Source organism: Kaarinaea lacus, from assembly GCF_975902315.1.
In genome coordinates this window covers 1-12,747 of record NZ_CDLKIE010000408.1, presented here as the reverse complement: position 1 = coordinate 12,747, position 12,747 = coordinate 1, and the positions used below count along the sequence as shown (strand labels likewise).

At 41.7% G+C, this 12,747-nt stretch carries 15 protein-coding genes; 9 read left to right on the top strand and 6 right to left on the bottom strand.

The window, feature by feature from the left end; all coding sequences use genetic code 11:
• The 3 genes from dnaK to hrcA form a co-directional block, all read right to left on the bottom strand.
• Nucleotides 1-1,533: molecular chaperone DnaK (gene dnaK, locus ACWVCM_RS12905; RefSeq protein ID WP_455202168.1), on the bottom strand; the 1,533-nt coding region annotated here is incomplete at its 3' end.
• A gap of 109 nt (nt 1,534-1,642) precedes the next feature.
• Nucleotides 1,643-2,353 carry a nucleotide exchange factor GrpE gene (grpE, locus tag ACWVCM_RS12900; RefSeq protein WP_455202167.1) on the bottom strand — a complete coding sequence of 237 codons (711 nt, stop codon included), beginning with the start codon at nt 2,351-2,353 and terminating at the stop codon, nt 1,643-1,645.
• A gap of 217 nt (nt 2,354-2,570) precedes the next feature.
• The gene (hrcA, locus tag ACWVCM_RS12895; RefSeq protein WP_455202166.1) at nt 2,571-3,611 is read right to left on the bottom strand and encodes a heat-inducible transcriptional repressor HrcA; all 1,041 of its coding nucleotides are present in this window, start codon (nt 3,609-3,611) and stop codon (nt 2,571-2,573) included.
• 462 nt (nt 3,612-4,073) lie between these two features.
• Here hrcA and ACWVCM_RS12890 point away from each other — a divergent pair, with 462 nt between their 5' ends.
• Nucleotides 4,074-4,952, top strand: coding sequence for an NAD(+) kinase (locus ACWVCM_RS12890; protein ID WP_455202165.1), 879 nt, complete (start codon nt 4,074-4,076; stop codon nt 4,950-4,952).
• A 187-nt stretch (nt 4,953-5,139) separates the two neighbouring features.
• Here ACWVCM_RS12890 and ACWVCM_RS12885 read toward each other — a convergent pair whose 3' ends face one another.
• Nucleotides 5,140-5,445 carry a hypothetical protein gene (locus tag ACWVCM_RS12885; protein ID WP_455202164.1) on the bottom strand — a complete coding sequence of 102 codons (306 nt, stop codon included), beginning with the start codon at nt 5,443-5,445 and terminating at the stop codon, nt 5,140-5,142.
• Nucleotides 5,446-5,674: 229 nt separating this feature from the next.
• Between ACWVCM_RS12885 and ACWVCM_RS12880 the strand changes: the two genes are divergently transcribed.
• The 7 genes from ACWVCM_RS12880 to ACWVCM_RS12850 all read left to right on the top strand — a co-directional run bounded on the left by ACWVCM_RS12880 (nt 5,675) and on the right by ACWVCM_RS12850 (nt 10,325).
• Nucleotides 5,675-5,956, top strand: a complete 282-nt coding sequence (locus ACWVCM_RS12880) for a hypothetical protein (RefSeq protein WP_455202163.1) — start codon at nt 5,675-5,677, stop codon at nt 5,954-5,956.
• A 125-nt stretch (nt 5,957-6,081) separates the two neighbouring features.
• Nucleotides 6,082-6,321: a hypothetical protein gene (locus ACWVCM_RS12875; protein WP_455202162.1), complete on the top strand. Its 240-nt coding sequence runs from the start codon at nt 6,082-6,084 to the stop codon at nt 6,319-6,321.
• Between the two features lie 102 nt (nt 6,322-6,423).
• Entirely contained in the window at nt 6,424-6,588 is a 165-nt protein-coding gene (locus ACWVCM_RS12870) for a hypothetical protein (protein WP_455202161.1), read from the top strand.
• Nucleotides 6,589-7,124: 536 nt separating this feature from the next.
• A complete protein-coding gene (locus ACWVCM_RS12865) occupies nt 7,125-7,325 on the top strand; it encodes a hypothetical protein (RefSeq protein ID WP_455202160.1) in 201 nt (66 codons plus the stop codon).
• Nucleotides 7,326-7,368: 43 nt separating this feature from the next.
• Nucleotides 7,369-7,623, top strand: coding sequence for a DUF5395 family protein (locus ACWVCM_RS12860; RefSeq protein WP_455202159.1), 255 nt, complete (start codon nt 7,369-7,371; stop codon nt 7,621-7,623).
• Nucleotides 7,624-7,690: 67 nt separating this feature from the next.
• Complete coding sequence (locus ACWVCM_RS12855; protein ID WP_455202158.1) at nt 7,691-9,391, top strand: putative sulfate exporter family transporter; 1,701 nt, start codon at nt 7,691-7,693, stop codon at nt 9,389-9,391.
• A gap of 430 nt (nt 9,392-9,821) precedes the next feature.
• Nucleotides 9,822-10,325, top strand: coding sequence for a WbuC family cupin fold metalloprotein (locus ACWVCM_RS12850; protein ID WP_455202157.1), 504 nt, complete (start codon nt 9,822-9,824; stop codon nt 10,323-10,325).
• Between the two features lie 187 nt (nt 10,326-10,512).
• Here ACWVCM_RS12850 and ACWVCM_RS12845 read toward each other — a convergent pair whose 3' ends face one another.
• On the bottom strand, nt 10,513-10,932 hold the full coding sequence (locus tag ACWVCM_RS12845; RefSeq protein ID WP_455202156.1) for a DUF4124 domain-containing protein: 420 nt from the start codon (nt 10,930-10,932) through the stop codon (nt 10,513-10,515).
• A 232-nt stretch (nt 10,933-11,164) separates the two neighbouring features.
• Here ACWVCM_RS12845 and ACWVCM_RS12840 point away from each other — a divergent pair, with 232 nt between their 5' ends.
• A complete protein-coding gene (locus ACWVCM_RS12840) occupies nt 11,165-12,103 on the top strand; it encodes a hypothetical protein (protein ID WP_455202155.1) in 939 nt (312 codons plus the stop codon).
• Between the two features lie 19 nt (nt 12,104-12,122).
• Here ACWVCM_RS12840 and ACWVCM_RS12835 read toward each other — a convergent pair.
• The coding region (locus ACWVCM_RS12835) for an ATP-binding protein (protein ID WP_455202154.1) at nt 12,123-12,747 on the bottom strand (625 nt) is incomplete at its 5' end.

The window sequence follows — 12,747 nt, the reverse complement described above, 5'->3', positions numbered from 1 at the left end:
TTCATCATCTGACAAACCACTGGAAGCCTTGATTACAATGGATTGTTCTTTACCTGTCGCTTTATCTTTTGCCGATACATTGAGAATACCATTAGCATCGATGTCAAAAGCCACTTCTATTTGAGGAATACCTCGTGGTGCGGGTGGAATATCAGACAAATCAAAACGACCCAGTGATTTATTGGCTGATGCCATTTCGCGCTCACCCTGCAATACATGCACGGTAACTGCAGTTTGATTGTCATCCGCGGTGGAAAACACCTGTTGCGCCTTGGTCGGTATAGTCGTGTTTTTGTCAATAAGCTTGGTCATTACACCACCGAGTGTTTCGATACCCAGTGATAACGGTGTTACGTCCAACAGTAAGACATCTTTTACTTCACCGCCCAATACGCCACCTTGAATAGCAGCACCCACAGCAACTGCTTCATCAGGATTTACGTCTTTGCGTGGCTCTTTGCCAAAGAAGTCTTTAACCGCCTGCTGAACTTTCGGCATACGTGATTGACCACCGACCAGTATCACGTCACTAATTTCGCTGGCGTTTAATCCGGCATCCTGCAACGCAATTTTGCAGGGATCCATAGTACGTGCAATCAAATCATCAACCAGGGATTCGAGTTTGGCACGGGTCAATTTGATATTTAAATGTTTCGGGCCAGTCGCGTCAGCAGTAATGTAAGGTAAATTTACATCTGTTTGTTGCGCGGAAGACAATTCGATCTTGGCTTTTTCCGCAGATTCTTTCAAACGCTGCAATGCCAAAGGATCATTGCGTAAATCCACGCCTTGTTCTTTCTTAAATTCATCAACCAGGTAATCTATCATTCGCTGGTCAAAGTCTTCACCGCCAAGAAAAGTGTCACCATTTGTAGAAAGAACCTCAATCTGATGCTCACCATCAATATCGGCGATTTCAATGATAGAGATATCAAACGTACCGCCGCCGAGGTCATACACGGCAACCTTACGATCACCCTGCTTCTTATCCAGACCAAAGGCCAGTGCTGCAGCAGTAGGCTCATTAATAATACGTTTTACGTCGAGCCCGGCAATTTTACCGGCATCTTTGGTCGCCTGGCGCTGGGAATCATTAAAGTAAGCAGGTACGGTTATAACAGCTTCGGTTACCGGTTCGCCCAGATACTCTTCAGCTGTTTTTTTCATTTTCATGAGTACGCGAGCGGCTATTTCAGGTGCCGCCATTTTCTTGCCTGCAGCTTCTACCCAGGCATCGCCATTATCTGCTTCGACTATCTTATAGGGGACCAGAGAAATGTCTTTTTGTACTTCCTCATCCTTAAAACGCCTACCAATCAGGCGCTTAATAGCAAATAACGTGTCTGTAGGATTGGTAACAGCCTGGCGTTTGGCTGATGCACCCACCAGAACCTCACCATCTTTGGTAAAAGCAACGACAGATGGAGTCGTACGATCTCCTTCGCTGTTTTCAATAACGCGAGGTTTGTCACCTTCCATCATTGCGACACAGGAATTCGTTGTTCCCAGGTCGATTCCGATAATTTTTCCCATTTTTTCTGGTCTCCACGTATCTGTATCTGTACCAATAATTCTCTACGAAGAAAAATTGTTGGTAATCTAGTTAATAACTAATCTCTAAGTAGGGTCATTCATTTTGTTTTCAAGCATTTTCATCTTTATTCGAGCCTTCGGCCTCAATTTTTTTCTCTTCGTCAGAGGCCTGGCTTTCGTCTGAAGACGTTTGATTTTCCACTGCTTTAGATACCACCACCATTGCGGGACGTACCAATCTGCCGTTGAGCAAATAACCTTTTTGCATCACAGCAATGACCGTATCAGGCGCATAATCATTACTTTCCTGAATGGACATCGCTTGATGTAGTTCCGGATTAAAAGGTTGTTCGGTAGGATCTATTGCTTCGACACCAAATTTGTTGGCGCAGTCGTTGAACATTTTCAGGGTTAATTCTGTACCCTCTTTTACTTTGTGAATGTCAGCGTCTATTTCCCTGGCCGCATTAATACCCATTTCCAGGCTGTCAATCACCGGCAATAAATCCTGGACAAATTTTTCAACGGCATATTTGTGTGCGTTTTCAACATCGCGCTGCAGGCGTTTGCGAGTATTTTCCAGATCTGCCTTGGAGCGCAATAATTCTTCCCAATGGTCAGCTGCTTTGTCCTCGGCTTTTTTCAACTGGTCCTGCAATTTCGTAAGCTCTTCTTGTAAGGCTTTATTTTGTTTAAGTTCTTTCTTAGATGGCTTAGACTCAGGAGTCGTTTTATCCGCTTTCAGATTTGCGGCGGGGATATCTGCATCTGCGGTAGCCTTTTCTTCAGGCTCTGAAACTGCGTTTTCGTCAGTTGTCATTAAATCTCTCCGTACGACACATCTATTTAGTGAGAAACATTCCCTGCAAAACGACCGGTTTTAGGTCGCTGGCGCCAATTAAAGCTGGCACACCACTGCAAGAATAGCTTGTAACTTATTGTATATATGGGACATTATAGCAATTCCACACGATCACTATAATATTGGGGCTGTATTTTAAGATTCAAGAAGAAAATTGCAATTGGAAAAGGTCTAACTAACCACGCTCCTTGAGAACGGTACCAAGTAATTTTGCCGTGACGTCAACAATCGGAATTACACGATCATAAGCCATTCGGGTAGGACCAATGACACCGAGTGCACCCAGGATATGGTCACCATCAGAGTAAGTCGCTGTGACAACACTGCAATCATCCAGTGCTTCGTATCCCGATTCATTCCCAACAAAGATTTGCACGCCAGGCGCGTGTAACGATTGATCCAGTAAATGGAGTATGCCCCGCTTTTCGTTAAAGGCTTCAAATAACTGACGTAATCGTGGGATATCAGCCATTTCATCGTATTTAATCAGATTTGTTTCACCCGCTAGAATATAATCATGCGTCGGTGATTCATCATCAAACACCTGTTGTGCCATTTCTATGGCATTGAGCATGATGCGATCCATTTTTTCCTTGGCATCTTGCATTTGCTTTACCAATGAAGCTCTCAGCAAACTCACATCTTTCCCAGCAAGTTCTGTATTTAGGCAGTTCGATATATGGATCAATTCCTGTTGTGAGTAGTTTCGCTCGGTGTGGATAATTCTATTCTGCACTTCGCCTTTATCGAACACCATGATTGCCAGCACGCGTCTGTCAGAAAGGGGTAAAAACTCCATATGACGTATGTGCGTTTGTTCCCTGTCAGGAAGCATCACCACGCCGGCCATTCGCGTCAGTGCCGATAACATCGAGGACGCAGATTCCACCAGCACTTTGGTATCTGCATCAGAATTCAATTGCACCTTGATTTGCTCAACTTCCTTTTCACCCATTGGCTTCACCGTCAACAGGTTATCAAGAAACATCCGATAGCCTTCCACGGTGGGAATTCGGCCTGCTGAAGTGTGTGGAGAACGTACTAAACCAAGCCGTTCCAGGTCGGCTATTACGTTTCGAACCGTAGCGGAACTCAATTCCAACTTTGATTCGCGTAATAAAGTGGTTGAACCTACCGGCTGCCCTTCCCGAATGTAGTATTGAACTAATGTTTTAAGTAAGTGCTGGGCGCGTTCGTTTAGAATAGTCTCTGTCACAGTAAAAAATCACAAGTGTTGAATAATACGAAAAATCGATTTAAAAGCTATGGCTCTCGAATAGCTCTACTTTAGCATTGGCAAAGTACGGGTGCCAAGACCCTGCTAATTAACCCTATAATTGGGACGAATTTACCTTTTTAAACTAATATCTTAGCAGTGTTCAAAAAGAGTGAAATCAGCGCTATATTTGATTTATCATGTAATTAATTGGTATCGGTTTCCCATCAGATAGGGCGCCAGGATGGCGTCAGGAAACACTCGGTACAACAACCATTAACCACTGGATGGTTATTATGATGAAATTTTGCAGTACTAGTTCATTCGTTGTAAGCAGTGCATGTTATTCAAGTAGTACCGCGAATCGACAATCTCGTACAACATCCGCTAGTTCGTTGTGATAATCATCCTTTAAAAACTAAAGACTTCTAGTTTGCAGTAATAAAAGGAAATAATAATTCAATGGAAACTCCTTTCAAAAAAATTGGCATTATTGGCAAGCATGGTGACGATCGCGTTATAGACGCCATCAAGAACCTGAGCAACCATCTGGTCAGTAAAAATTATGAAGTCTATCTGGATAAAATCACGGCTGAACTGGATCTTGATTTACCGCATGAAATTCTGGAGCGTCAGACATTAGGCAAAACAGTGGATCTGGCTGTCATAATTGGTGGCGATGGTACATTACTGAATGCGGCACGCAGTCTGGTAAACAATGATGTGCCTTTACTCGGTGTCAATCTTGGGCGGCTGGGATTTCTTACCGATATTTCTCCGGAAGGCCTGGAAGAAAAACTGGAACAGATTTTCGCTGGCGAATACGACGAAGAACCCCGCGGTTTACTCCATACTCGAATTTTCCGCCAGGGCGAACTAATCAGTCAAAGTAGCGCCTTCAATGATGTAGTTGTTCACAAGTGGAACGGCGCACGCATGCTGGAATACGAGACTTATATTGACGGCAAATTTATCAATACAACTCGCTCTGATGGCATTATAGTCGCCACGCCAACAGGCTCAACCGGTTACGCTCTATCAGGCGGCGGACCAATATTACATCCCAGTTTACATGCCATAGTATTGGTACCTATTTGCCCCCACTCGATGTCTTATCGGCCATTGGTGGTTTATGCGGACAGTGAAATCAAAATAATAGTTAAAGACTGCAACCAGGCTGAGGCTCAAGTCACTTGTGATGGGCAAATTAACCTTGGTTTGCAGGCTGAAGATCGCATTCACATTACCCGCGAAGAGCACTTGATAAGATTAATACATCCTAAAAGTTATGATTACTACGCAATGCTACGCGCGAAATTGCATTGGGGAAAACGATTGTAATTTCCTGCACAGCTATCGAACGGTAACAAATCCACATAAAAAAAGCCCGGTCATCAAACCGGGCTTTTGTAATCTAAATCACTGTGTCCATAATTAACAAATTATCAACAAGTTAGCGGTTACTAATTTTGCTCAACTGCGCTTGATGAAAGTCAAACTATAATACGTTCACTTCAATCTTTGGTGATTACCACGCTTCGTACCGCCAATAAATCAGGTTTTTTAAATGCATCATTTTCCGGGGTGCCGGAGTAGCGACTATTTCCAGTTCGCATTCGTAATTATCTAACATATCAAACTCAAATTTACGCATGGCTTCCAATATCAACTGTCTTTCTGTCGCGCCAGGCTCGCCATCAAAAATGCAGCGTAAGATAATTTTTCTGCCAATACATGAAGCTGATACCGCTCTAAGCGATGTCGGAATTCGTTCCAGTAAAGCAATTTGAGCACTACGGCATACAAATTCATTGATATTTATTTCTTTTTTCATTGGTGGCTATTCAATCTCTCTGAATATTTCTACAGCGCTTAACATACAGACATTTAGTGCTGAAACAATCAACTATACCAACCAGGCAATTCGATAATTTGGACAAACCATTTAATCCCGATTTTATACCGGTAAAGTCTGTTCTACAGGGGTCGATAATGACAGTCAGATGGCAAAAATTATGCAACTTTGCAGCAGATTAGGTACAAACAATTAATAACCACTAATTATGAATGAACAAACAATACAAATTGCATTAGCCCAACTAGCCCTGCTGATATTTACGTCCATGGCATTGATTTCCCAATCCAAGCCAGCACTGTGGCTTGCCATAATACTCATGTTGAGCCTGTCATTTTCACTTGGCAACGCCCTGGCCTTAATAACCAAATTTTACAATAAAAAAGTGGAAGAATTAAAACAGCAACACGCCGCAACATTGGGCACACATATAGGTGGCGCAATCTGTTATGTGATTATGCTTGGTTTAACATTGGACAAAATCTACTAACATTAATTTATTCACTCACCGCTCATCTGATTTGTAGATGTAATATCCAACCTCTACTATCCATTTACATCCTTTTAACAAATTGCAACTTGTGATTTGATCCGAATTAAGACAATAATAAAAACATGTCAGAAAGTAATGCAGTTAATCCTGCCAAATTGTGGTTACGCCTCGGCGCTGGTGTGCTGGCAATTGCTACGTTCATTTTGGTGTTATTACGGGGAATCGTATTGTTTCAACAAAACATGTTTGCTGAAGACGATGCAATTATTCATATATTACGATTAGTATTCCCTTTTTCGTTGTCGCTATTTTTTGGTTATATCGCCTGGAAAGGTGTACTTCCATTTACAAAGAAACAATGATTTGATGCAATGCTCTGAAATCTAATTCAATAGTAAAAGGTTAACATGGACAATTCTTCCAGCACTTTCATAAGCCTGATATTCATTATTTTAGGCGTTGTCATGATCAAACTAAGAGCACCTATTGGTCAGAAAGCGGCAGAATTGTACAAAAAGATCGGAATTGAAGTACCTGATGAACTGTATACCAAACAGTTTATGTTTATTGGCATTTTGCTGATGATTGTAGGATTCTTAGGAGCAACCGGATTACTAAGCCAGATCTAAACTATATCAGCAAGAATACAGTAATTTATATCTTCAACAGCTCTGTCTCACCCCCCTACTACATCATCAAACAATTTATGAATAACTACGCTGGATAATCCATTTTATAAAAATTAATTAAGTCTGTTATCGCTTATCTTTATTTCATAAGCACTCCTATGGGAACAAAAAAAACTTTTATAGAACTTTTATCACTCTATAATTTTGAACGCCCTTCCTGCCACTCAATTGTTTTTCCAGTATATTTTTTTTATTAACTAGTTTGTGACCAACAATCTATATAACTATCTATTAATATAATGTTTGACTTTATTTATTCGATTAAGGCATTGTCTTGTCCAATGTAAGGATTACCTAGGTAATCAATCAGCTACTCTTAATACTAACAAGCAGTCTCAGCTTCATTTAGCTTTACTAGGGAAACGTCTAATAGCAGCACTCGGCAGTACCGGCAAGGATGTCGCAGCTTAAAAAAGATAATTAGTCGTAATTATTTTGGCAAGCTTGCATAGTTGCCCACAACGGAGGAGACGTACATGGCGGAAGCAAAAACCTTTTCGACTGAAGAGTCTATCGACGAAACCAGAAGTCACGAACTGTCATCTGCAGAAGAACTACTAGGCACACCCGAGCCCTGGGAAACCTGGGAAACCAAACTCGTGGTATATAGCGTCAGTATCGCGGCAGTAGGCTTAGTGATTCTGGGATATCTCGTCAATACATTTATTCTTTCCTGACACTAAAAACAAGCGTAATTAAACCGCACGCGGGGGTATCACTATGCGGGCAGACGTTGTGCTTAAACTTATCCACGATGGTGATGAATGGATCGTCTCAAATGATTCATACAAAATCCGTGGGGAATCATTCGAAGCTTTAGATACTAACTTAATGAACGCATTGCGAGATTCAGGAGAATTTCAGCAAGGCGAAAAGTTAACGGTATTTATGGGATATGATTTCGACACATTCCCAACCTGGCTTCGACAGTACCATACGCATTATTTCAATCGTTTATTAGACATTGAATTGTAGGTCGCGCTTGAGAAACCTCAACGCACTGATTCGGATAACAAACTAAATATTTAAAGGGGAGTCGACAATGACCGCGGTAAATCGTAAATGGTATGACGGAATGCTCTCGACAGAAGATTGGTGGGCAGTATGGCTTGGGTTGATACTGTTTGGCGCCGGCTTAATGAGCATCGCAGGGGTAGACCTGGTAGGCTGGATGGCTAAAACCAAAACCTGGGAAATCACCAGCTTCATGGAAAATCCTTCCTGGGGCAAACTCCTGGCAACGACGCACGGTAAAGCAGGAAAAGCATATGAAGGTATGCATCCACTAGTATCACTACTGGTGACCTTTGCAGTGTTTGCCGGCCTTACCTGTATCGGGGCATATTTCCAAAAGTTAAATGTGAAAAAGTTTTTTCTTGGCTTTGCTGCCATATTTTTTATCACATGGGCCTGCTGGATTATTGGCCACGAAGCACACTTCAAAGCACTGAAGACCAGTCAATCCGTTTTGCAATCTGAAATATATGGCGAAAATGTTTATTGCACCACAAAGGTAAATAAATGTACTAAACAAATTAACAAAGCACTTAAAGAGCTAGGTGTTGATGTCAAGGGAGGTCAGGTACCAGATGCAGAAACAGCTGCGATGGCTGTAGATAAGTCCAAGAACGCTATTCGCATGTCCTGGGGCTTCCAGCTTGGCGGTGGTTTCTCATACATGCTGGCCCTGTTCGTGGGGCTGCTCATCGGTAATTTATTCAAAGGTTTTGCCAACTTCTTAAAAGAAGCCGCCAAACCGGAATGGTTTATTAAGACTGCGATTGTCTATCTCGGTGTCAAACTGGGTAAAATGTGGATCGATAGCTCCCTGAAAATTCAGGCAGGTGCTAGCGACACTGGACTTAACCTGATTCTGGATATGGCACTCGCTGGGGCAGCCGCGACCTTTGTAGCCTATCTAACGTTTTGGCCTCTGGTTTACGCGATGTCGCGTAAGATATTCAAACTCAAACGTGATGCATCTGCAGTACTGTCATCAGGTATCTCAATATGTGGTGTATCAGCAGCCATTGCTACCGCTGGCGCGATCAGGGCCAAACCCATTTTACCCATAGCGGTATCGATGCTTATTGTTATCTTCGCCATGATTGAATTGGTGGCACTACCGGCCTTCTACACTGCCGTTGCACCTGACCAACCGATTGTAAATGGTGCAGCCATGGGTATGACCGTCAAAACAGACGGGGCAGATGCAGCAGCGGGTGCCATGCTCGAAGAAATGATGATCGCGAATAATTTCAGGAATACAGGAGAACTCTGGACAGAAGATTACATATTAAGCGCTGCCATACTCACCAAAATCTGGATCGATGTGTTTATTGGTGTGTGGGCATTTGTACTCGCCATGATATGGGTCTACAAAGTGGAACGAACGCCGGGCCAGGCAGCGGTTGGCGCTTCAGAAATATGGTTCCGATTTCCAAAATTTGTACTTGGTTACTTTATTGCCTGGTTTACCTACATCGCGATAGCCACTATGGCACCGGAAGCGATGGGAGCTGCGAAGTCGGGTGCCTCGGTAGTACAAGGTGGAATGCGTAAAATGATGTTCATGCTAACGTTCGTTGCGATCGGCGTCATAACCGACTTCAGCAAACTCAAAGGCATGGGCAAGCTTGCTGTACTGTATGCCATTGCATTATTTGTGGTAATCGCGCCTATTGCATATGTTGTGGCTTATATATTCCACAATGGAATGGTACCGCCTTTGACGGCATCATAAGCTGGATATAGAAACGTACTAAAAGATTCATCCCTCAACTTCGGGCATCAAGCTACATAATCCCTCTCTTATAGCTTGATGCCCGTTTTCTATGAATTGATCCCAATTGCGGATTAGCAATGACGTCGCTTCAAGCATGAAATCTAAGCGGTTAGCTTATATACCTGCTATCAAATTAATTCAACAAACGATTTTATTAGATGGTAGAGTATATAAACACCAAGAAGAAATGAAATAACAAAGACGATCAGGCTTGATAGATCAAATGTAATTTTGTCTAATTTGATATCCATACCACAACTATAGAACGCAAAAATCGCTTTGTCGTTGTATAGTTATATAGATAATTTTTAGTATGGATTAGCATTGATAATCATACCTGGAATACATTAGTATCAAATGATCAACCTTTACTTCAATCGCACAACCCATGAGCAATAACCCCAAAATTATTGACCAAAATCTTCTGCAGCGATTAACAGATCAGGCACAGAATATCCCTCGGTTGCGAAAAAATCATAACCTTCATCCACTTTTGTCAGACCCAGTACAGCGCTTATTAAATGCCATGGAGCCTGACACTTATGTACAGCCCCACCGTCATCCAGAAGATGATAAATGGGAATTGTTTGTAATCATTCAAGGTAAAGCTATCGTACTCACGTTCGATGATGACGGAAGGATGGTAAATCGCATTAACCTGGACAGCAATGGCCCTATCTACGCTATTGAAATTCCAACTAACACCTGGCATACCGTTGCCTCGCTCAAAACAGGCACTGTGTTATTTGAGGTCAAAAGAGGACCCTACATGAAACTTGCTGATAAAGATTTCGCTACCTGGGCGCCTGGCGAGGGTGATCCTGATTGTTTAAAATATGTGGAGTGGTATCAACATGGCGATTTAGGTTCCCTCCCGCCTTATACACACTAAGTTCTCTTAATTATTTTGTCGTAGCTACAGTTTAATAAATCACTGCTTCCACTTCCAGAAAAGCCTGGTTCGCGATCACCATGATGGTAGCGATCGACAATACACGTCACAGGTTTGCTGGTTATACTTGCGATATGCAATTTAAGTTAAAATAATTTTAAACTTATGATAGAGAAATAAATGTTAGCTATTTTGCACCTTTGGCTGCGCCACCTTGCGGTAATGGTGTTGCTGTAGGCGGTTTTGCAATTGGTCTGTTTTGTATCACGGGACGATGCTGGTATACAGGCTGGTCTTCTACGACTACTTCTGTACTGGTTTGCTTGCTTTCCTTGTTCTCTTTAATTTCTTTTTCCCTGGCTAAATTTTCTTCTTCAAGCGCATCTGCCTTTTTCTGAATATCATCCACTGAATCTCCACCGGAAGATGGACTGGTAGGAACAGCTACTTCTTTTACTTTAGTAGCGTCTTCTGGCGGTTCACTGGAGTAAGTAACGTTACCCTCTGCGTCTTTGGATTTATAAACAGGCGCTCCTGCACTTCCTTGAGAGTAAACTGCTATTGATAACAACACTAGCAACGGTACATTCAAATGAGATTTAAGCATAATAATATCCGCATTGTGGCATTCTTAAAAAGACTACTTTTTTAACACTTTGTCACGTAACTGTTAAAGCTATTTATAGACTGACTACTGAATATATTTTAGTATACAAATAAAAGTATATGGAAAAACTCTCAGGAAATACATAATATTGCAATAGACTACTAAAAATATCCTAAACTAATCTCCAACACCAGTTACTTTATCCGATACAAATAATTATACTCAGGGAAAAATGTATATATTTAAACAGCTTTATTGTAACAGGAATATCTTGTTCAAAAGCCTCGATCGTCTTGCAGTAATCACAATAACTGCGCTATCAAGCCTTTTAATCGCTTGTGGAGATCAATCCGACGTACCGCCTGAATCCTTCCCTGAAACAGTTAACCAAACACCTGCACAACCAAACCAAATTACAATAGCTCAAGCGCAAAAACTAACAACTGAGTTGTTAGAAAAACAGGGCGCTAAAAAACTCAACAACAATGAAATCCTTGAACTGATTGTTGATAATTCCATAGTATTTGAACATCTGGAAACAGGAGAATATTTTGAAGCCATATATAAAGCAGATGGCCGCCGACTATTAACCAATGTTGATTCTGGCAGCCTCGATGATTCAACCTTGCAAGATGCATACATTGTCAAAGATGGTAAGTTGCAAACTGAGTTTAAGGGAAGACCGATTGCCAGCGTCATTTACAGTTTAGACAATCGATATTTAGCGGCGATTGATAGTGACAACGGTGTAGTTAATTATGAAATTAGGGATATTGTAAAAGCGCCACTAACTGTCACGTTATTAAAATCACAAAACGCCAAAGTTCTTTCTACCGAACAAATCATACAACTATTTGTTGGTAACAAGATACTGATCAAGGATTTGTTTACGGGCGATGAATATATTGGCATATATGATCACAGTGGAATCCGAACACTTCAGTATACGAATCCCTTAGCTACACCTGAAAATGATAGCGATTTACAGGCCAGCAACCCCTACCAAATTCGCAACAATCTGCTATACAGTACTATCGACGGAAACGAAATGGCAACCACTATATTGCAGCAGGACTTACATTATTATGGCGCAATGAGCATCGATGACGGTGCCGTACACTATGAGTTTGTTCCACAATCAACTCCTGAGTCTCAGTCTCCAAATCAATAATGCCTCATCGCTTAACCATTTAATCTCCAGTGATAGTTTGCGGAATATAAATTGTCGTCATCAATCCTCCCAGTGTTTCAGATTTTAACATACTAAAATTGCCTTGATATTGGTCAACAATATCCTTGACGATAGACAGCCCCAGCCCATGTCCTTCTGTTTGTTCATCTAATCGTTGACCACGTTTTATCATTAAATCTAACTGTTCTTGAGGTATACCCTGCCCATCATCTTCAACACAGATACGAAGCCCTTCATTACAGTCTATTGCAACTTTTATTTTTTTTCTGGCCCACTTGTAAGCATTGTCCAGAACATTTCCTAACATTTCATGTAAATCTTCGCGCTCCATGACAGTTGGACAATTTTCTCCAACCTCATACTGAAGTTCTATGTGCTTATCCCGGTACATGGCCTCCAGTGTATTAAGCAATGCCTCAAACTCAGGTTTCAATTTAGCCTGTTTGGCTCCTACAGCGGTACCCGCAACCCTGGCTCGTTTTAATTCCCGATCAATAATATTCTGGATGCCGATTACATGGCTTTCTATGGTCTGCCGCAATTCAGGATTTTCCAGTATGTAGTCGTCTTTTGCCAGCTGCATCAATAATGTCAAAGGTGTTTTTAATGCGTGTGCCAGAATT